Genomic DNA, 20,035 nt, shown 5'->3' with positions numbered 1-20,035 from the left:
ATCAATGGGCGCCTATCTTATCCGCCGTCTGTTACTGGTGATCCCCACGCTATGGGCCATTATTACCATTAACTTTTTTATCGTGCAGATCGCTCCCGGCGGCCCTGTCGATCAGGCTATTGCCGCGATTGAATTTGGCCAGGGCGGCGCGTTGCCCGGCGCCAGCGGCGAAGGCGTTCGCGCCAGTCATGCGCAAACCGGCGTCGGCAATATCAGCGACAGCCATTATCGCGGCGGCCGGGGACTCGATCCGGAGGTGATCGCGGAGATCACCCATCGCTACGGTTTCGACAAACCACTGCATGAGCGTTATTTCAAGATGCTACGGGACTATCTCTCTTTTGACTTCGGCGACAGTCTGTTTCGCAGCGCATCCGTACTAACGCTGATCAAAGATAGCCTTCCCGTCTCCATTACCCTGGGATTATGGAGCACGCTGATTATTTATCTGGTGTCTATCCCGCTGGGGATTCGCAAAGCCGTCCATAACGGCAGTCGCTTTGATGTGTGGAGCAGCGCGTTTATCATTATTGGTTATGCGATCCCCGCCTTTCTGTTCGCTATTTTATTAATCGTCTTTTTTGCCGGCGGCAGCTACTACGATATCTTTCCGCTACGTGGCCTGGTCTCCGCCAACTTTGACACGTTACCGTGGTACCAGAAAATCACCGATTATTTGTGGCATATTACGCTACCGGTGTTGGCGACCGTCATCGGCGGTTTTGCCGCCCTGACGATGCTGACGAAAAATTCGTTTCTCGACGAGGTGCGTAAACAGTATGTCGTTACCGCTCGCGCTAAAGGCGTGAGTGAAAAAAACATTCTCTGGAAACATGTTTTTCGTAACGCCATGCTGCTGGTGATCGCCGGGTTTCCCGCCACTTTTATCAGTATGTTTTTCACCGGCTCGCTGCTAATTGAAGTCATGTTCTCGCTCAACGGCCTGGGGCTGCTGGGTTATGAAGCAACCGTTTCGCGCGACTATCCGGTGATGTTCGGTACGCTTTATATCTTTACCCTGATTGGCTTATTACTGAATATCCTGAGCGATATCAGCTATACGCTGGTCGATCCACGCATTGATTTTGAGGGACGATAATGCCGCGATTAAGCCCGGTCAATCAGGCCCGCTGGGCGCGTTTCCGCCATAATCGCCGGGGCTACTGGTCACTATGGATTTTCCTGGTCGTGTTCAGCCTGAGCTTATGCGCGGAACTGATTGCTAACGATAAGCCATTGCTGGTGCGCTATGAAGGCCAGTGGTATTTTCCGCTGGTAAAAAATTACAGCGAGCGCGATTTCGGCGGCCCGCTGGCGACAACGGCAGATTATCAGGACCCCTGGCTACAACGGCAGCTTGAGAATCGGGGCTGGGTGTTGTGGGCCCCCGTACGCTTTGGCGCCAATACCATTAATTTTGCCACCACGCAGCCTTTCCCCTCCCCGCCTTCGGCGAAAAACTGGCTGGGCACCGATGCGAATGGCGGCGACGTTTTCGCCCGCATCCTGTACGGCACCCGCATTTCTATTTTATTCGGCCTGATGTTAACGATTTGCTCCAGCGTCATGGGCGTACTGGCGGGCGCGCTACAGGGCTATTATGGCGGCAAAGTCGATTTATGGGGGCAACGTCTCATCGAAGTCTGGTCGGGGATGCCGACCCTGTTTCTGATTATTTTACTTTCCAGCGTAGTGCAGCCTAACTTCTGGTGGCTGCTGGCCATAACCGTACTGTTTGGCTGGATGAGTCTGGTGGGCGTGGTGCGCGCCGAGTTTTTACGGACCCGCAATTTTGACTATATCCGCGCCGCGCAGGCGCTTGGCGTCAGCGATCGGGACATTATCCTGCGCCATATGTTGCCTAATGCGATGGTCGCTACCCTGACATTTTTACCGTTCATTTTATGTAGCTCCATCACCACCCTGACGTCGCTGGATTTTCTGGGATTCGGTCTGCCGCTTGGCTCCCCTTCTCTCGGCGAACTTCTTTTACAGGGGAAAAACAACTTACAGGCTCCCTGGCTGGGGATCGCCGCCTTTCTGTCTGTCGCCATTCTGCTATCGCTGCTGATTTTTATCGGCGAAGCGGTACGCGACGCCTTTGATCCTGCTAAGGCGGTATAAGATGACATCTCCATTGCTTGCGATTGAAAATTTATCGGTAGGTTTCCGTCAGCAACAGCACGTGCGTCCTGTCGTTAACGCCATTTCGTTACAGGTGAACGCCGGGGAAACGCTGGCGCTGGTCGGCGAGTCCGGGTCAGGGAAAAGCGTGACGGCGCTTTCCATTCTGCGTCTTTTGCCTACCCCTCCCGCCGTCTACCTCTCCGGCGATATTCGCTTTCACGGCGAATCATTGCTTCATGCCAGCGAGCAGACGCTACGCGGCGTGCGCGGCAATAAAATCGCCATGATTTTTCAGGAACCGATGGTTTCACTTAACCCACTGCATACGCTGGAAAAACAGCTCTATGAAGTGCTGTCGCTCCATCGGGGAATGCGTCGGGAGGCGGCAAGAGCGGAGATGATCGGTTGTCTGGATCGGGTCGGTATCCGCCAGGCGAGCCAGCGTCTGCGCGATTACCCTCATCAGCTTTCCGGCGGCGAACGCCAGCGCGTCATGATAGCCATGGCGCTGTTAACACGGCCGGAATTACTGATCGCCGATGAGCCGACCACCGCCCTCGACGTCTCCGTACAGGCGCAGATTTTATCTCTACTACGGGAACTCCAGCGCGAGCTTAATATGGGATTACTGTTTATCACCCATAACCTCAGCATTGTAAAAAAACTGGCGGATTCAGTAGCGGTAATGCAACACGGCAAGTGCGTAGAGAACCAACGCGCCGACACGCTGCTCTCCGCGCCGACCCATCCGTACACGCAAAAACTACTCAACAGCGAACCCACAGGCGATCCGGTTCCGCTCCCCGCCGGGCAGACGCCGTTGCTGGAGGTGGACAGGCTGCGCGTCGCCTTCCCGATCCGCAAAGGCATTCTGAAGCGCGTCGTGGATCATAATGTGGTGGTTAACAATATCAGTTTCACCCTGCATCCAGGCGAAACGCTGGGTCTGGTCGGCGAGTCAGGATCGGGAAAAAGCACCACCGGTCTGGCGCTGTTACGGCTTATCCGCTCCGAAGGCCGCATCGTGTTTGACGGTCAATCGCTGGATACGTTAAACCGCCGCCAGCTTTTACCTGTTCGCCACCGTATCCAGGTCGTATTCCAGGACCCGAACTCATCGCTAAACCCGCGTTTAAACGTATTGCAAATTATCGAAGAAGGCCTGCGCGTCCACCAGCCTACGCTTTCAGGCGCGCAGCGCGAACAGCAGGTGAAAGCGGTCATGATGGAAGTCGGCCTGGACCCGGAAACGCGGCATCGTTACCCCGCTGAGTTTTCCGGCGGCCAGCGTCAACGTATCGCCGTCGCCAGGGCACTGATTTTAAAACCGTCGCTTATTATTCTGGATGAACCGACCTCATCGCTGGATAAAACCGTTCAGGCGCAGATTCTTGCCCTCCTGAAATCGCTCCAGCAAAAGCACCGTCTGGCCTATATCTTCATTAGCCACGATCTGCATGTAGTACGCGCGCTGTGCCATCAGGTTATCGTGCTGCGGCAGGGGGAGGTGGTTGAACAGGGGCAATGCGAGCGCGTGTTTACCGCACCGCAACAGGCCTATACGCGTCAGCTACTCGCGTTAAGCTGACGCCTAAAAAGGATTATTGTTAGAAAAAGGTTCCGCTATCGCCACGCCGAAATTTTTCAGCCGACAGGTGGCGGCAAACTCATCCTGACGATTAACGAACAGGCACGGTTCCCCTTCGCACTCCAGCACGGAGCAAGGAACTTCAATATCGCTTAGCGCCTGGCTGAGCTTATGCATCACTGACCACGCGCTATCGCCTGCCGGACTCAACAGTTTAAGCGCCACCAGACTATTCTCGGTGCTCTGCCCGTTTTGCGGAATCGGTTCAACCTTTGACCCCGCAAAACCCGCCGACCAGCGATAGTTTTGCGGCAGACGGTGAACAATTGAGAGCTGTAATGTATTCACTTTCTTTCCCCGGAAGCACAATTACTTCACAATTTACTTACATTTATATTAACACATCATTGACAACCCGTCCTTAAACAGATTGCTAACGCCCTTCTCTCCGTCAGTGGCTCTACAGCAAGCGGGAGTTAAAATAGTTTTACCGACGCGGAGATAGCGGCGGGCTATATGTACCCGTTTCTGCGATCTAACTCAACCTTTTTAACTACAATGATGTGACTTTTTACATAAATGGATTTTACATAAAATAAACATAAAGGAGGAAAATGATGAATTGGTAATTGATATACATCAACTATGAAAGCCGTTTGGCTTTGCCATCGTGTAGCGGATAGCGTCCCCCAACGCCGCCTGCGCATTCTTCGGCGCCATTGAGGGACAGCGCGCCCGTCACCGTTTTTTGGGACGGCTGGCGTAGAGATAAAACAGAATGGAACAGGCGGCGCAAAGCGCAATCGACCAAATCATCGGCCACGCACTGGTAAAGGTAGCCAGCGACAGCAACGCGCCGACGATAGCGCCAATACCAAAGCGGAAAGTGCCCGCCAACGAAGACGCCGTTCCGGCCATATGCGGAAACTCATCCAAAATGACCGCCATCGCATTGGACGAAACCATCGACACACAGCCGACAAACGCCGCAACGCCGACCACCAGCGCCCAGAATCCAATGCCCATCAGCGCGCTGAAAACCATCCACACCGCCATCGCAAACTGAATCCATAGCCCGGCCCGAAACATGTTTAGCGCCCCTACCCGTCTGACAAAACGGCTGTTGATAATCGTCATCACAAACAGAAATACGATGTTCAACGCGAAGTAGTAGCCGAAATCCTGCGGCGGAACATGATTAATTTCGATATAGACAAACGGCCCCGCGCTCAAAAAAGAGAACATACCGGCAAAACTAAACCCGCTCGCCAGCATATAGCTCAGTACGCGTTTGTGGCGAAACAACGCGGCAAAGTTACCTATTGTGGTACGAATATGAAAAGGCTGACGCCGCTCAACGGGCAGCGTCTCTTTAATCAGAGCAAAGATCATGACTGACGCCAGAATCGCCGCAATGGCCAGTATCCAGAAGATATAGTGCCAGCTTAACCATACCAACACCCAGCCGCCGACAATGGGCGCCATTAACGGCGCTATCGTAGTGACCAGCATGACAAATGACATCATGCGCGAAAACTCTTCCTTTGGATAAATATCCCGCATCAGCGCATTGATGACGACGCTTGCCGCCGCGGCCGCCAAACCGTGAAAGAAACGCATCACGATCAGTTGATCGATAGTCTGCGCCAACGCACAGGCGACCGCCGCAGCGGCAAATACCAGCGTCCCGCCCAGGATGACCGGCTTACGCCCGAGGCTATCCGCCATCGGTCCATAGATAAGCTGACCCAGCGCAAACCCCAAAATATAGGTGCTGAGCGTCATCTGCGCGCTACCGGCAGGCACGCCGAATTGCGCAGAAATCACCGGCAGCGCTGGAAGATACATATCAATTGACAGCGGCATTAACATGGCCAACAGGCCAAGAATAAAGACAATGGCAAAGGAAGAGTGCTGCCGGGTGGTCACATCGAACTCCTGAATTTAACGAGATAGTTAGCCGACGCTGGCGATTTCTTCTTCAGTCAACGGGCGGTACTCGCCGGGAGCCAGATTCTCATCCAGCGTAATGGCGCCAATCCGTTCGCGGTGCAGTTCCACAACGCGATTGCCTACTGCGGCAAACATCCGCTTCACCTGATGATAACGGCCTTCGCTGATGGTCAGACGGACCTGCACAGGTGTTATCACCTCCAGCGTAGCGGGTTTAGTGAGATCTTTTTCATTATGCAACTGCACGCCTTTCGCAAATTGCGCTGCCGTATCGTCGGCCACCGGCGACTCCAGGGTCACCAGATAGGTTTTTTCACAGTGATGGCGCGGCGACGTAATGCGGTGCGACCACTGACCGTCATCTGTCATTAACACCAGACCGGTAGTATCGATATCCAGACGTCCTGCGGCATGCAGCTTATACGCCACCGGCTCATCCAGGAAATACAGTACCGTTGGATGATCGGGATCATCGGTTGAACAAACGTATCCCTGCGGCTTGTTAAGCATAAAATAGCGTGGCCCGTGTTGCAGCGCTAAGGGATTGCCGTCATACGCAACCGCATGTTCCGGGAGCAGTTTGAAGGCCGCATTTTTAATGATGTCGCCATCGACGGTAACGCGGTTACCACGAATTTCACGCCCGGCAATAGCGCGGCTGACGCCAAGCTGCTGAGCGATAAATTTATCAAGTCGCATGTGTGTGATTTAGCCTGTAATAATACGGAAATCGGGCATTCTACCCGAAAAAAGGGAATTGCTATCCGCTCAGTATAGCGGGCTAACTATATCCCTCAAGGGAAATGATTCATGGCATACTATTCCCGGAACCGTTTAACGTAGTGAGACCATGATTTTTACACTCCGCCCCTACCAGCAAGAAGCCGTAGACGCCACGCTCAGCCACTTTCGCCGCCACCGTACGCCCGCCGTGATTGTTCTGCCGACCGGCGCAGGTAAAAGCCTGGTGATCGCCGAACTGGCGCGCGTCGCCCGCGGACGGGTACTGGTGCTGGCGCATGTGAAAGAGCTGGTCGCGCAGAACCACGCCAAATATTGCGCGCTGGGGCTGGAAGCAGATATTTTCGCCGCCGGACTCAAACGTAAAGAGAGTCAGGGCAAAGTCGTGTTCGGCAGCGTACAGTCGGTGGCGCGTAATCTTGACGCCTTCCAGGAGGAGTTTTCGCTGTTGATTGTCGATGAATGCCACCGCATCGGTGACGATGAAGACAGTCAGTATCAGCAAATCCTCACTCACCTGAGTAAAGTTAATCCTCACTTACGTCTGCTTGGACTCACCGCCACGCCTTTTCGCCTCGGAAAAGGCTGGATTTATCAATTTCATTATCACGGTATGGTGCGCGGCAACGACAACGCTCTGTTTCGCGACTGTATTTATGAACTGCCGCTGCGCTATATGATTAAACACGGCTATCTGACGCCGCCTGAGCGGCTTGATATGCCAGTGGTCCAATACGATTTCAGCCGCCTGCAGGCCCAAAGCAATGGGCTGTTCAGCGAAGCCGACCTGAACCGCGAGCTGAAAAAGCAGCAGCGGATTACGCCGCACATCATCAGCCAGATTATGGAATTTGCGCAAACGCGCAAAGGCGTGATGATTTTCGCCGCCACGGTCGAACATGCGAAAGAGATTGTCGGTCTGCTTCCGGCGGACGACGCGGCGCTGATTACCGGCGATACGCCAGGGCCCGAGCGCGACGCGCTGATTGATAATTTCAAGGCGCAGCGTTTTCGCTATCTGGTTAACGTCTCGGTGCTGACCACCGGCTTTGACGCCCCACACGTTGATCTCATCGCGATTCTACGTCCCACGGAGTCAGTTAGTCTTTACCAACAAATTGTCGGGCGTGGTCTGCGCCTTGCGCCGGGAAAGACCGATTGCCTGATTCTTGATTACGCAGGCAACCCGCACGACCTGTATGCCCCGGAGGTCGGTAGCCCGAAGGGAAAAAGCGATAACGTCCCTGTCCAGGTATTTTGCCCGGCCTGCGGCTTTGCCAACACCTTCTGGGGGAAAACCACTGCCGACGGCACGCTGATTGAACACTTTGGCCGTCGCTGCCAGGGCTGGTTTGAGGATGACGACGGCCATCGCGAGCAGTGCGATTTTCGCTTTCGCTTCAAAAACTGCCCGCAGTGTAATGCCGAAAACGATATTGCCGCCCGACGCTGCCGGGAATGTGACGCCATTCTGGTCGACCCGGACGATATGTTAAAAGCGGCGCTCAGGCTCAAGGATGCGTTAGTCCTGCGCTGTAGCGGAATGACGATGCAGCATGGGCAGGATGAGAAAGGCGAATGGCTGAAAATCACTTACTATGACGAGGACGGCGCGGATGTCAGTGAGCGCTTCCGCTTGCACACGCCCGCCCAGCGTACCGCTTTCGAACAGCTATTTATTCGCCCGCATACGCGCACGCCTGGCGTTCCTTTACGCTGGATCACGGCGGCGGATATTGTCGCGCAGCAGGCGCTGTTGCGGCATCCCGATTTTGTGGTCGCGCGGATGAAAGGCCAGTACTGGCAGGTGCGTGAAAAAGTGTTCGACTATGAAGGCCGCTTCCGCCGGGCGCACGAATTACGTGGTTAATTGTACTTTTCATTGATGTAACGGCGATTTGAGTATAGAATCCCGCCCGCCTTTGCATACGCAAAGCAGATCACTTACCTGTTGCTGGGTCGCCTGTAGCAGGAATTATTAAAGAGAGATTTAAATGTTTACTATCAACGCAGAAGTACGTAAAGAGCAGGGTAAGGGTGCGAGCCGCCGCCTGCGCGCCGCTAACAAGTTCCCGGCAATCATCTACGGCGGTTCTGAAGCCCCGATTGCTATCGAACTGGACCACGACCAGGTGATGAACATGCAAGCTAAAGCTGAATTCTACAGCGAAGTTCTGACCCTCGTGGTTGACGGTAAAGAAGTAAAAGTTAAAGCTCAGGCTGTACAGCGTCACGCTTACAAACCGAAGCTGACTCACATCGACTTCGTTCGCGCGTAATCGCCTGGAAGTTGAAGAAAAACCCCGCCCCGGCGGGGTTTTTTTATGCGTTTAATTGAATTTGACGACATGCAGAGCAACGAGAACCCACTTTGCTTTTCTGCTTTCTTACACCTCGCCACATTCAATTAGCGCCTCCCCTAATCGAGGATCTGTAGTTTCCGACGCGGTATTCATACCTTTAAGCCGATTGAATAATGCCCGTTGACGAACGCTGGCACTTTCCGGTTTCCATGGCAGAATTCGTATTGGTATCGTTTGCCCGTCATTCAACGCATCAAATACCTTTTCATTGGTCAGTAAGTCGCCGCAGCTCCATGTCTTGCTATCAAACTGAAAATCAAATAAGACATGGAGTTCCAGTTCATCTACACGCACTTGACGCTTTGCATTATCGATGCGTATTTCCACCTTCTCTTTATGCGTCAAAGTTGCATCAAGATTGAGTCCATACCGTTTCAACTGCCCCTTGTCGTAATAGTAACGTATGCTGGACCAGGTTGATTTAAAAGCAAATCCAGTAATGAATAAACCACTTAACAAGAACAGCGGGCATATGAACAAGCTCAGTAACCAGTTGGTGCCATAAGTATAAAACAGTACCAACGAGAGAACGGTGAACACCATGCCGAGCATCAACATCATCAAAAATGCGACAATGTGCGCATACAAAACCTGCCGAAATAAACTGAAATTAACAGGCGGCTTCTGACGTATTCCTTTACTCACTACGGCGTCCTTTTATGTAGTATGCCTTTATTTCCCGCCCAACGTGCGTCGTTGCAACTGATCACGCAAATTCGGCGGCGTTCCTTTGATAGTCAGCGTATCGGTCGCTGGGTCCCAGAAAATACGTTCACCCAATAACATAGCGTCGAAGTTAATGGTTAACCCGCCGCCACTGCCGGCATATTTGGTTAACTGGCGCAGCGTACTGCGATCTGCCGGAAAGCTCTCTTCCAGCTCATAGCCTTTTTCGGCGGTAAATTCGCTGAAGCTGACTTCACTGACGCCGGAAAGCTCTTTAGACAGCGATTCCAGCTCAATCTCTTCCCCGGCTTGTAACTGCTCGTTGCAGTAGCTGTACACCTGCTGACGCACGTTCTGACGTTCCGCTTTATCCAACTGCGCTTCTGCGGTGAAATCATCCACTGCCTGCAACAGGCCGCGATTCTGCGCTTTGGCGTTCAACCCTTCGCTGGCGCCGAGGAAATCCATAAAGAAGTCAGCAACCTTGCGCCCTACCCGACCTTTCAGGAACGTCAGATAGCGGGTCGATTGCGGATTAGTTTCCCACTCGGTAAGATCGATACGCGCCACGATATCCGCATGATTGATATCAAGATAATGCGTCGGGTTAATGTCCAGATTTTCATTGACCCGCATACTGCTCAGGTTGTTCAGTACCGTAACCAGCAGATACTCCACCGCCAGGTAGCGATAATGGCAGAACAATACAATGCCGCCGTCCGCAAAGGGGTATTTCGCCAGTTCGTCACGCAGGCGTCCGGTCGCCGCCCGGCTAAAGGCAAGAAAATCTTCTTCCCCCTGACGTTGCAACCGCAGCGCTTGCGCCAGTTCACTCTCTTCATTAAACAGGCCATACGCCTTATTCTTGGCGCTATAGACCCGATGCAGTTCAGCCACCATCTCGACAACGGTGGTTGTCGGCTCCAGCAATGAATCGCGCAAGACCAGCTCAAGATTTTGCTCATCGCGCTTGATAAGCTGGTGCAGGGCAATCTGGTTGATATCCAGACTCATGATAAACTCTCCTTTAAGACCGGGCGGTATTCAACCACCGCCTGCCGGAAGACGCAAGCAATCGCCCTGTCATTTCAGGCGTTATCCGTAACGCGAATGATTTAGGGGATAAAAATGCAGAAAAAAAACTGTTGCTACGGTAATATGTTGCCCTTTCATGAACAAACAGATTTTGATTTATGCCACAACTCTCCCGCTATAGTGATGAACATGTTGAACAACTGCTGAGCGAACTGCTCAGTGTACTGGAAAAACATAAGGCGCCGACCGATCTTTCCCTGATGGTACTGGGAAATATGGTCACCAACCTTATCAACACCAGCGTGGCGCCGGCTCAACGCCAGGCGATTGCGAACTCTTTTGCCCGCGCCTTGCAGTCTTCGATTAGCGAAGACAACGCGCACTAAAAAGCCGACTCCGGAGAAACAAGCGACAGGTATGGTAACTCATCGTCAGCGCTACCGTGAAAAGGTCTCCCAGATGGTTAGCTGGGGGCACTGGTTCGCTCTGTTCAATATACTGTTGGCTACGTTGCTCGGCAGCCGTTACCTGTTTGTCGCCGACTGGCCGACAACGCTTGCGGGTCGCATATACTCCTACCTGAGCATTGTCGGGCACTTTAGCTTTCTGGTGTTCGCCACCTATTTGCTTATTCTTTTTCCGCTCACGTTTATCGTGATGTCCCAGCGGCTGATGCGGTTTTTATCAGCCATTCTGGCGACCGCGGGTATGACGTTGTTGCTTATCGACAGCGAAGTCTTTACCCGTTTCCACCTGCATCTTAATCCCATTGTCTGGGAGCTGGTCATCAACCCTGACCAGAACGAAATGGCGCGCGACTGGCAGCTTATGTTTATTAGCGTGCCGGTTATCTTATTGATTGAGATGCTATTTGCGACATGGAGTTGGCAAAAGCTGCGCAGTCTCACGCGCCGTCGCCATTTCGCAAGGCCGCTTGCGGCATTCTTTTTCGTCTCCTTTATCGCATCGCATCTTATCTACATCTGGGCAGATGCTAATTTTTACCGGCCGATTACCATGCAGCGGGCAAACCTGCCGCTCTCTTATCCGATGACGGCGCGACGTTTTCTTGAAAAACACGGTCTGCTGGATGCGCAGGAATATCAGCGCCGTCTGGTAGAGCAAGGCAATCCGGAAGCGGTCTCCGTACAGTACCCGCTCAGCAATTTGCACTATCGCGATATGGGCACCGGTCAGAATGTGCTGCTCATTACCGTAGACGGCCTGAACTATTCTCGCTTTGAGAAGCAGATGCCGGAGCTGGCTACATTTGCCGAGCAAAACATCGACTTCACCCGTCATATGAGTTCAGGGAATACCACTGATAACGGTATTTTCGGCCTGTTCTATGGCATATCGCCAGGCTATATGGATGGCGTGTTATCCACCAGAACGCCTGCGGCGCTCATTACCGCGTTGAATCAGCAAGGCTACCAACTGGGACTGTTTTCTTCGGATGGCTTCGCCAGCCCGCTTTATCGTCAGGCATTACTGTCCGATTTCTCGATGCCGGCAGCGCAAACGCAGTCTGATGCGCAAACGGCCAGCCAGTGGATAGACTGGCTTGGGCGCTACGCACAGGAAGATAACCGCTGGTTCTCATGGATATCGTTTAACGGTACTAATATTGATGACAGTAACCAGAAAAATTTTGTTAAGCGTTACGCCAGTGCCGCCAGCGACGTGGATACGCAAATCAATCGGGTTCTGAACGCGCTGCGAGAGGCCGGTAAATTCGAGAATACTGTCGTGATCATTACCGCAGGACGCGGCATACCGTTGACGCCGGAAGAAAATCGCTTCGACTGGTCGCAAGGTCATCTGCAAGTACCGCTGGTGATCCACTGGCCGGGGACGCCTGCGCAGCGTATTAATGTGCTTACCGATCATACCGATGTGATGACCACGTTGATGCAACGCCTGTTACATGTCAGCACGCCAGCGAACGAATATTCACAGGGCCAGGACATCTTTACCGTTCCACGTCGTCATAACTGGGTAACGGCGGCAGACGGCAGTACGCTGGCTATCACGACGCCGCAAATGACCCTGGTGCTCAATAATAACGGTCATTATCAGACCTATGACTTACACGGCGAGAAGATCAAAGATCAGAAGCCGCAGCTCAGTCTGCTGCTGCAAGTGCTAACAGAAGAGAAACGTTTTATCGCTAACTGATTAATTATAAATCAGTTAGCACCGTTTCCCCTTGCATTCGCGTTGGAAAAAGGTAGTATTAGCACCCACAAGTCGGCACGTAGCGCAGCCTGGTAGCGCACCGTCATGGGGTGTCGGGGGTCGGAGGTTCAAATCCTCTCGTGCCGACCAAAATTCCCCTTAAAAGCCAGCCTGCCAGGGCTGGTTTTTTTATATATCCAATTTGCAAATGGTGAAATGATGGTGAAATAGCTATCGAAGGTCACTGCAAATTGACTTCAAGCTCCCTCCAACGCGAAAAGTTGAACAGATGACTTAAATACATTGATTAGTCATCCTTAACCAGTAGAATCCGCCACGACTGGTAACTATTCAATACACGCACTATCGAACGATCGCCAGTTTGCCGCAGCCCGTTCTTGCATACAATGTGGCTGCGGCACACCATCACATCAGAAATTTGAAAATCAGGGTAAACCTGTCACTTAACCTGAAGCAGGTCTTCATAGCGGGTGGTATATCGGGATGACAGTATGTTTCTCTTCATAGCCTACTGTTGCTGGATACCCTCCCCGGCAAAGTACAGCTTTCCCCAGCCCTTCTTTGCATTCAGGTGATCCAGTACTTCCATCGGCTTCTCGCTACCGGCGCGCGGCGCGTTATCATCGAAAAAGTTTCGCCGCGCCCTGACTGAAGAAGTCTCCCCTATTTCACCTGTACATCATCCGTACTGTCTGATGTTGTTCGTCCGGGAATATCTTTGTCGCACCGCACCTCATTCACCTGGTGCATCAGTTACGACGCCACTGAACGTTCAGATAGCTCCCCAGCATCTCCTCTACAAGAGGTCGCAGGCCATCCAAAAATGTCTTTTTCGCGCTCTCCATCGCTCTTGCTCCGATAGTGCGCTCTGCATCGGTATTACCGACCAGCCCAGACGGTCTCAGCTCTGTGTCAGACAGCATCCGGTACGTTTCCTCATAATCCGATATTTGCTTTTCACGAAGCGCGTTAACGCGTTCCGGCGCTTTGCGCTCCAGCACTCTGTGTAACGGCCCCCACTGCAGTATCCACTCCCTGAACTCGCTTTTTTCAGCGGCTTTCACCTGAAGCTCCGCGTCCTGAAGGTCTGTAACCGTCACGCCGGATACGTCAAAGAAACGCATTTCTGCCGTCACGCTGGTCAGCCCGAGTGATTTCTTCAGCTTATTCTGATACGCCAGCCAGACCTCAATTTCATCAACGAGAGCCAGCGTTCTGACCTTTTCCCGGGCAATCTGTTCCAGTTTTCCCAGACGGAACATCTCACGCCCCATGGCAACCAGCGCCGCGAGATCGTTATCGTATTGCCCTTTTTCTGCATTATGTACCAGCTGTACGTTCTTCATCTGGTGCAAAAAAAATGTGACCCGGTCCTCGCAGCTTGAGGTTGCCTCTGTTGCCATAGCAAAGGTGTTTGCTCTCAACGCCTCATCTTCAGCCAGTTGTGCCAGCCAGGACGATATCTGTGCCTTAAACCCCGCGTCCTTTATGAAGTTTTCCGTCTCACTCAGTCTGTCCAGGAAGAGGCTGAAGGCGTCGGCGTTATCTTCCTGTCCGAACATATGCCATCTGTCTGCAGGAGCCGGTTCCCCCTCCCGGGCAGGCACCAGCCAGTCAGCGGCCGCCAGGTGCAGTGCCCGAGTTTCCCGGGGGGCGGAGGCTCCCGCCATATCGAATTGTATTATGGGGCCTGAATAGCCAGGCGCGCTGGTGATCTCCCGCAGCGCCTGCAAAGTACGTTCAGACAGTGGGTTCCCTTCCAGATTTACGGTTGTCTCTGAAGACAGATGAATGAGACTTTCCGGCAGGCGGGTCAGCTGGTTACGATAGACCGACAGCGACAGTAGTCCTGACGGCAGCATCGGCAGGCTGGTCAGCCGGTTACCAGATACCATCAGCTCCTTCAGTTCTGACGGCAGCACCGGCAGACTGGTCAGCCGGTTACCAGATACAATCAGCTCCTTCAGTCCTGACGGCAACGCCGGCAGGCTGGTCAGCCGATTATTATAGGCCCACAGCTTATATAATTCTGACGGCAGCGTCGGCAGGCTGGCCAGTTGGTTATCAGATACCGACAGCTCCTGTAGCCCTGACGGCAACGTCGGCAGGCTGGTCAGCTGGTTATTATAGGCCCACAGCTTACATAATTCTGACGGCAGCGCCGGCAGGCTGGCCAGTTGGTTATCAGATACCGACAGCTCCTGTAGCCCTGGCGGCAACACCGGCAGGCTGGTCAGTTGATTACCAAAGATCCACAGCTTACATAGTCCTGACGGCAGCGCCGGCAGGTGGGTCAGCGGGTTACTAAAGATCGACAGTTCCAGTAGTCCTGGCGGCAGCACCGGCAGGCTAGTCAGCTGGTTACCAGAGACCTCCAGCGTCCGCAGTTCTGGCGGCAGCGCCGGCAGGCTGGTCAGATTATTATCAGGAATAACCAGTGTGGTAATATGCGCGGGTAAACAGTCTGGCAAGGTGGTAAGACCTGATTCTCCCACGTTAAGCACTGCATTGCCATTATTCAGGCAGGCACGCATTTTCTGTACCACTGCTGCACGGCCGCGTGACTCTTCTGCGGGTGCAGCCCTTCTCCACGCTGACCAGACAGCATCATACTCTGCTGGCGTCTGTGGAGCCGTTGTGGCAGGGAGGAAGGATGTCCTGAATGTCCCGGATGCCCCTTCCGCGTGTCCTGTGCCCTCCTCACCCTGTGCTGTGTCCAGGGTGAGGCGATGTGTTTCACTGTACCCCTGGCAATTTACGGTATAGTTCCCGGCATCATCAAGGGTGACTGACAATATCTCCTGACTGTCTTCATCCAGAATACAGAAGTAATTTTCCCCGTGCTGGCCGGAATGAATGCTTTCCTCCCATCCGGCATACGCGAGCGTCCTGAGCAGTTCAAATCTGTTGATCACATCCTCCCGCGTCGTTCCGGCCGGCGGGTGACAAATCGTCCAGATGCACTCCAGCGCTTCAGTCTGGTGCGTTGAGCAAAAAAATTCCTTCATTTTTTCCCAGGAACTCATTTCAGGGGGGGTATCAGACCAGGCAATACGATAAATGCGGCGATTACTGATGGTGGCGGGAAGACATCCGCTTCCAATATGAAAGGGCATAACAAAAAACCTTTATAAATTTACATATAGTATCTGTCCGGCAGACATCATCTCTTCCTGGTCTTAATTTCACAATAAGGTTATCGGCGGATTCATGGTCGTCCTGACATGGCGGGCTTCAGAAGGTGCAGAAGAAAAATCCGTTATGATGACCGGATGGCGGGACTGTCATTTTACAGCTAAAGTGTCGATTTTTTCAGGGTCGCTTTCCACGATGACCAGATCATCCGGTATCAACGCCCGGGCGTTCAATTTTCGATTCTGCCTGCCTGCGCAGCTCTTCCGGCGAATAAACCCTTTGAACGACTTTACCGTCTTTAAACTGCCAGCAGCATGAATATCAGCGCGACGGTTTTCATCCGTATCAGGCAACTCTGCAACGCTCTGGCCAGCAGGCCACAGCCCGGAAACATCACGCGTAATACACGTAATAACATCGTTATCGTCGTAGGTAATTTTCAGCGTGTCTGCTGAAAATAATTGCTGGCACCCATACCAGTCCTGACCATCCTCTGATTTAAGATACGCCGCATCGGCGAATAATGTGTCATCTGGTTCCGGTGCATACGGAATGAAATTTTTAATATTTAAAAACTGTTTGTTCTTTTTATTTTTTTTCCGCTGTCATAATTATTCCTTCTTATACACTTGGGGCTGTCACCCACGTATCACCAACCAGATACTGAATGGGACGTTGTCACCCGAATAGTCATCGCGCCACGCACTCCCATTACCTCAATCACTGCGCCAGCGAGACAGATATTACCGCAGCCAGTATCCGTGATGATTTTGTTATAAGCGTAAGACCAAGAGCCACGACACATCCAGTAAGGGTGATTGAATGCGCCCTGAGACTCCAGCCAGACGATAAACTCCGCCGTCGTCCACGGATTATCATCACAGCCGATAATAACTGCGCCATCAAACGCTCGCGCGGCACCGATACGACGCACAAACAAATCCTTGTCCGGAATATCGCCGCCATTCTGTGATTTTTGTAATGCATCGGCGGCACGACTTATGGTTTCTCGCAAACCAACGTATTCGATAAGACCGTCAACACTTTTTCCTGACAGCGCCGTCAGGGTTTCGTCCAGCGGCTGCTTGCCCGCCAGTTTATTCAGTACCGTGGTGGCAAAGTTCGGATCATTTCCCAACGCGTCAGCCAGTTCCTGCAGGGTGTCCAGTGGCTCCAGTACGGAACCAACCAGCGCGGCAATCAGTTTGCGGACAAACTCCGCGTTTGTTGTCTGAAGCCCTTTAGCATCGCCTGGCGGCGTCGGTGTGGTCGGCGTTCCAGTGAATGCCGGGCTGTCCAGCGGCGCTTTGGTCCGTACCTCACCCATAACGGTTTTTACCGCCTTTGGTGTGGCCGCCAGCGCTTCGCTGTCACTGTCCGTGGCACTGCTTAATTTAACGATACCTTTTTTCGTCAGGCTTGCATCTTCCAGGGAAATCACGTCTGCGATATCCTCGGCCCGTTTCGCGGCCTCTTCGGCTCAGGTTGCCAATTCTCCGGCTGCAGCTCTGCTTTGCGCTGCCAGTGATGCGCTGGTATCAGATGCGGCGGCGTGGGTGGATGCCTCCGATGCTGATGACTAGGCGGCTGCCGCCGTTCTGGCTGTGTCAGCCGACGCCGCGCTGGCTGATGCCTCCCCGGCTTTTGTGGTCGCCGTACCTGCGCTGCTCTCCGCAGATGCTGCGGATGAAGCTGCCGACCAAAATTCCCCTTGAAAACCAGCCTGTCAGGGCTGGTTTTTTTATGCCTACAATTAAAAAGTTAGCTGATGCCAGAGACGTTATTTTGCATGAACTGATTTTGCATGAACTGATTGGACATCTTTCCTGTGCAGTGGTCACAGTAAAGTCAATGCAGGCAACTAACGTAAACCATGTTTGTACTAAAACAGAAAAAGCGCATCTACACCCTATACTGGAAAAAATGTTTGCAGTGGCAGGTAAATGAGTAAGCAATCTGTCGCAGCAATAATAAAACGTTCTGGTAAGGTAAACGGCCTACCACGCCTTTGTCGCTAACAATTAGCCTCCCTGTCGCCATAGGGTCGATAACGATCGGCTATTCACAACACGTTTTGTAGACAACGTACGGTGATTAATTACTCCTTCAGCCAGCAACTCGCTAATTGTTATTCAACTTCAGAAATTATAACTAATTGAAGCACCTACAAAATTATGCCCTGAATTTTTATCCGTAAGTGATCCATTCGAGAAATGCCGGATATAAGCTTCTGTAGAAAAAGCCCCAAAGTTCCAGCCAAGAAACGCTTTTTCTCCAAAGGTAAATGCAGAATTGACACGCATATCATCTCGCGACTTAGATTTTATATAAGCCCCCAGACCAATACCGGTATAGATACCAGCGAAATGAACCAGCGCCACATCCTTCGAGATACCCAATACGCCCTAGTTATATTTATTACAGGGAACGCTGCCAGAATGTTTACTGCAATCATCGCTACCCTTAGCCTTAAATCCTCCTAACTCCAGATTATTTCTTGCCTGTAAAAAGAAAAAATCGCTGGGTTCACTGTATGTCAGAAAAGCCGTATATAAGTGCTCAACCCCTCCTCTTCTTATACTTTCTCCCGCAGCAAAAGAGATCTGATGCTTGTTGCCCTTGCCAAAAAAAACATTATCATTAGCAGAACATGCGAATGCACAAGGTAATAATAGATATATAAATATTCTCTTCATATACACTCCACCACCATTTCAATGTCAATAGTTATTTTTAACCGGCTAACATATTTAAAATTTTCTACGCCACGCTTACGCTCACAGAAACGGCTGATATAGCATCCACACTACGTTCTCCCCTTGAGTCGCCCCAACGGGTGCTCAAAACGCCGCGAGTGTTGTTCAGGCACATCCAGGATAAGTTATAAGTGAATGACACTCATTTCTGACCACATTTTCATTTATGATAAGAATATCGTCAGAATCTCTTTATCGCATAAAAATACCTCTGCTATTGACTTAATATTTAATTTAACAGATGTCGCGGTTTATTCGTTCTGCTCAGATGTATTTCATTGACATTAATAAAACCATAAATAAATTCAGTTAAAATAATTTGTTAATAATGACAAGCTTTAGACGCTATGACTTTTAATAAGAAATTTCCTGCCAGTAAAGATAGTCTGGACTTACGGGTGCAAGGGCGCAGCAACATATGCCACACTTCTGTTATGTCACATTGTCCGAAAAAAGCGTCCAGACCAGTATTCAACTTCAGGGAGTATTCTGTTTTCTCTCACAACGGGTTGTTTTATCCTTTCTATCGTTCAGCTAATTACTCGCCTGTCACAGGTTTTACTACTTACCCATGCACTAATTAGGGTAAAATTTACGCGCTTGACAATGTGGCAAATCTGGACGATTTCCGCGCTGAAAACAATAATCATTCTAATAAAACTCAGGAGATACAGCATGCCTGAAGTAACACCTTTTCAGGTGCTTATTGTGGACGACCATCCACTTATGCGGCGAGGTATTCGTCAATTACTGGAACTGGACCCGGCTTTTCATGTCGTTGCCGAAGCGGGTGACGGGGCGAGTGCGATCGATCTGGCGAATCGCATTGAGCCCGATCTGATCCTGCTGGATCTGAATATGAAAGGTCTGAGCGGGTTAGATACCCTGAACGCGCTACGCCGGGATGGTGTGACGGCGCAAATTATTATTCTTACCGTCTCGGATTCCGCCAGCGACATCTACGCGCTGATCGACGCCGGCGCCGACGGTTATCTGCTCAAAGATAGCGATCCGGAAGTGCTGCTGGAGGCCATTCGCAAAGGCGCTAACGGCGGTAAAGTCTTTAGCGATCGGGTCAATGAATATCTGCGTGAGCGCGAACGGTTTGGCGCGCAGGAAGATCCCTTTAGTATCCTGACCGAACGAGAGTTAGATGTCTTGCATGAGCTGGCGCAGGGGCTTTCTAACAAACAAATTGCGTCAGTACTGAATATTTCTGAGCAGACGGTTAAGGTGCACATTCGTAATCTACTTCGCAAGCTAAACGTGCGCTCGCGCGTCGCGGCGACCATTCTATTTTTACAAACACGCGGAATGCAGTAACAAGCCAGGCCCGGTGGCGCCGCGCCACCGGGCCGTCAGGGTCTTATTTCTCCTGCGCCAGCCGGATACTGCGCTCTATCACCGCCCGCCGGGTATCGTCTGCCGGCAACAGTTTCAGCATCATCTCCCAGGCCGCCACCGCCTCGCCA

General features: G+C 52.0%; 15 protein-coding genes, 1 tRNA gene and 4 pseudogenes. 10 read left to right on the top strand and 10 right to left on the bottom strand.

The annotated features are described in order from the left end of the window. The first annotated feature begins 4 nt into the window (after positions 1–4). Genes ACH0VJ_RS17410 through yejF form a run of 3 tightly spaced genes read left to right on the top strand, consistent with a single transcriptional unit; the run spans position 5 to position 3,715 of the window. Entirely contained in the window at positions 5–1,099 is a 1,095-nt protein-coding gene (locus ACH0VJ_RS17410) for a microcin C ABC transporter permease YejB (protein WP_000501623.1), read from the top strand. Continuing rightward, the gene (locus ACH0VJ_RS17405) at positions 1,099–2,124 is read left to right on the top strand and encodes an ABC transporter permease (protein WP_001137761.1); all 1,026 of its coding nucleotides are present in this window, start codon (positions 1,099–1,101) and stop codon (positions 2,122–2,124) included. The genes ACH0VJ_RS17410 and ACH0VJ_RS17405 overlap by 1 nt, the downstream gene beginning before the upstream one ends. Position 2,125: 1 nt before the next feature. Further along, positions 2,126–3,715 (top strand): microcin C ABC transporter ATP-binding protein YejF, encoded by a 1,590-nt coding sequence (yejF, locus tag ACH0VJ_RS17400; RefSeq protein WP_000203619.1) that lies wholly within the window; start codon positions 2,126–2,128, stop codon positions 3,713–3,715. Between the two features lie 3 nt (positions 3,716–3,718). Here the strand turns inward: yejF and ACH0VJ_RS17395 are convergent, their stop codons facing one another. From ACH0VJ_RS17395 to rsuA, 3 genes are all read right to left on the bottom strand, one after another. Continuing rightward, positions 3,719–4,063 (bottom strand): YejG family protein, encoded by a 345-nt coding sequence (locus ACH0VJ_RS17395; protein WP_001094639.1) that lies wholly within the window; start codon positions 4,061–4,063, stop codon positions 3,719–3,721. Positions 4,064–4,453: 390 nt separating this feature from the next. Continuing rightward, positions 4,454–5,644: a Bcr/CflA family multidrug efflux MFS transporter gene (locus ACH0VJ_RS17390; RefSeq protein WP_000213349.1), complete on the bottom strand. Its 1,191-nt coding sequence runs from the start codon at positions 5,642–5,644 to the stop codon at positions 4,454–4,456. Between the two features lie 27 nt (positions 5,645–5,671). Further along, entirely contained in the window at positions 5,672–6,367 is a 696-nt protein-coding gene (gene rsuA, locus ACH0VJ_RS17385; RefSeq protein ID WP_023196637.1) for a 16S rRNA pseudouridine(516) synthase RsuA, read from the bottom strand. 151 nt (positions 6,368–6,518) lie between these two features. Between rsuA and ACH0VJ_RS17380 the strand changes: the two genes are divergently transcribed. Both ACH0VJ_RS17380 and rplY read left to right on the top strand, forming a co-directional pair. Next, positions 6,519–8,279, top strand: a complete 1,761-nt coding sequence (locus ACH0VJ_RS17380; protein ID WP_000578121.1) for a DEAD/DEAH box helicase — start codon at positions 6,519–6,521, stop codon at positions 8,277–8,279. Between the two features lie 124 nt (positions 8,280–8,403). After that, complete coding sequence (gene rplY / locus ACH0VJ_RS17375; RefSeq protein WP_000494192.1) at positions 8,404–8,688, top strand: 50S ribosomal protein L25; 285 nt, start codon at positions 8,404–8,406, stop codon at positions 8,686–8,688. Between the two features lie 108 nt (positions 8,689–8,796). Here the strand turns inward: rplY and ACH0VJ_RS17370 are convergent, their stop codons facing one another. Both ACH0VJ_RS17370 and yejK read right to left on the bottom strand, forming a co-directional pair. Continuing rightward, on the bottom strand, positions 8,797–9,417 hold the full coding sequence (locus ACH0VJ_RS17370) for a hypothetical protein (protein WP_000033427.1): 621 nt from the start codon (positions 9,415–9,417) through the stop codon (positions 8,797–8,799). 27 nt (positions 9,418–9,444) lie between these two features. After that, entirely contained in the window at positions 9,445–10,452 is a 1,008-nt protein-coding gene (gene yejK / locus ACH0VJ_RS17365) for a nucleoid-associated protein YejK (RefSeq protein WP_000050805.1), read from the bottom strand. Between the two features lie 179 nt (positions 10,453–10,631). On the opposite strand from yejK, the gene ACH0VJ_RS17360 reads away from it, so the two are divergent. From ACH0VJ_RS17360 to ACH0VJ_RS17350, 3 genes are all read left to right on the top strand, one after another. Next, positions 10,632–10,859: a YejL family protein gene (locus ACH0VJ_RS17360; protein WP_001135904.1), complete on the top strand. Its 228-nt coding sequence runs from the start codon at positions 10,632–10,634 to the stop codon at positions 10,857–10,859. A gap of 31 nt (positions 10,860–10,890) precedes the next feature. Further along, complete coding sequence (gene yejM, locus ACH0VJ_RS17355) at positions 10,891–12,651, top strand: LPS biosynthesis-modulating metalloenzyme YejM (RefSeq protein WP_000256151.1); 1,761 nt, start codon at positions 10,891–10,893, stop codon at positions 12,649–12,651. A 73-nt stretch (positions 12,652–12,724) separates the two neighbouring features. After that, a tRNA-Pro gene (locus ACH0VJ_RS17350) sits at positions 12,725–12,801 on the top strand. A 310-nt stretch (positions 12,802–13,111) separates the two neighbouring features. On the opposite strand, the pseudogene ACH0VJ_RS17345 reads toward ACH0VJ_RS17350, so the two are convergent. The 3 genes and pseudogenes from ACH0VJ_RS17345 to ACH0VJ_RS17335 form a co-directional block, all read right to left on the bottom strand. Next, positions 13,112–13,334: pseudogene (locus ACH0VJ_RS17345) on the bottom strand (DUF4113 domain-containing protein); the annotation flags it as partial. 87 nt (positions 13,335–13,421) lie between these two features. Beyond that, positions 13,422–15,788 carry an SPI-2 type III secretion system effector E3 ubiquitin transferase SspH2 gene (gene sspH2, locus ACH0VJ_RS17340; RefSeq protein ID WP_001536360.1) on the bottom strand — a complete coding sequence of 789 codons (2,367 nt, stop codon included), beginning with the start codon at positions 15,786–15,788 and terminating at the stop codon, positions 13,422–13,424. Positions 15,789–16,744: 956 nt separating this feature from the next. Beyond that, positions 16,745–17,404: pseudogene (locus ACH0VJ_RS17335) on the bottom strand (phage tail protein); the annotation flags it as partial. Positions 17,405–17,550: 146 nt separating this feature from the next. Between ACH0VJ_RS17335 and ACH0VJ_RS17330 the strand changes: the two are divergent. Then, a complete protein-coding gene (locus tag ACH0VJ_RS17330; RefSeq protein WP_001653202.1) occupies positions 17,551–17,754 on the top strand; it encodes a virulence protein MsgA in 204 nt (67 codons plus the stop codon). A 191-nt stretch (positions 17,755–17,945) separates the two neighbouring features. Here the strand turns inward: ACH0VJ_RS17330 and pagL are convergent. After that, a pseudogene (gene pagL / locus ACH0VJ_RS17325) lies at positions 17,946–18,509 on the bottom strand (lipid A 3-O-deacylase PagL). A 729-nt stretch (positions 18,510–19,238) separates the two neighbouring features. On the opposite strand from pagL, the gene narP reads away from it, so the two are divergent. Then, complete coding sequence (gene narP / locus ACH0VJ_RS17320; RefSeq protein WP_001115498.1) at positions 19,239–19,886, top strand: nitrate/nitrite response regulator protein NarP; 648 nt, start codon at positions 19,239–19,241, stop codon at positions 19,884–19,886. A gap of 43 nt (positions 19,887–19,929) precedes the next feature. Here the strand turns inward: narP and ACH0VJ_RS17315 are convergent. After that, positions 19,930–20,035: pseudogene (locus tag ACH0VJ_RS17315) on the bottom strand (hypothetical protein); the annotation flags it as partial.

Source organism: Salmonella sp. 2020_1459 (genome assembly GCF_043847915.1).
GTDB lineage: Bacteria > Pseudomonadota > Gammaproteobacteria > Enterobacterales > Enterobacteriaceae > Salmonella > Salmonella enterica.
This window is presented reverse-complemented; position numbering and strand designations above follow the sequence as displayed.

Excerpts from the sequence above, each read along its gene's own strand:
- ACH0VJ_RS17410 (WP_000501623.1), top strand. The coding sequence starts at position 5 with ATGGGCGCCTATCTTATCCGCCGTCTGTTACTGGTGATCCCCACGCTA.
- ACH0VJ_RS17405 (WP_001137761.1), top strand. The coding sequence starts at position 1,099 with ATGCCGCGATTAAGCCCGGTCAATCAGGCCCGCTGGGCGCGTTTCCGC.
- yejF (WP_000203619.1), top strand. The coding sequence starts at position 2,126 with ATGACATCTCCATTGCTTGCGATTGAAAATTTATCGGTAGGTTTCCGT.
- rsuA (WP_023196637.1), bottom strand. The coding sequence starts at position 6,367 with ATGCGACTTGATAAATTTATCGCTCAGCAGCTTGGCGTCAGCCGCGCT.
- ACH0VJ_RS17380 (WP_000578121.1), top strand. The coding sequence starts at position 6,519 with ATGATTTTTACACTCCGCCCCTACCAGCAAGAAGCCGTAGACGCCACG.
- rplY (WP_000494192.1), top strand. The coding sequence starts at position 8,404 with ATGTTTACTATCAACGCAGAAGTACGTAAAGAGCAGGGTAAGGGTGCG.
- yejK (WP_000050805.1), bottom strand. The coding sequence starts at position 10,452 with ATGAGTCTGGATATCAACCAGATTGCCCTGCACCAGCTTATCAAGCGC.
- ACH0VJ_RS17360 (WP_001135904.1), top strand. The coding sequence starts at position 10,632 with ATGCCACAACTCTCCCGCTATAGTGATGAACATGTTGAACAACTGCTG.
- yejM (WP_000256151.1), top strand. The coding sequence starts at position 10,891 with ATGGTAACTCATCGTCAGCGCTACCGTGAAAAGGTCTCCCAGATGGTT.
- sspH2 (WP_001536360.1), bottom strand. The coding sequence starts at position 15,788 with ATGCCCTTTCATATTGGAAGCGGATGTCTTCCCGCCACCATCAGTAAT.
- ACH0VJ_RS17330 (WP_001653202.1), top strand. The coding sequence starts at position 17,551 with ATGCCTACAATTAAAAAGTTAGCTGATGCCAGAGACGTTATTTTGCAT.
- narP (WP_001115498.1), top strand. The coding sequence starts at position 19,239 with ATGCCTGAAGTAACACCTTTTCAGGTGCTTATTGTGGACGACCATCCA.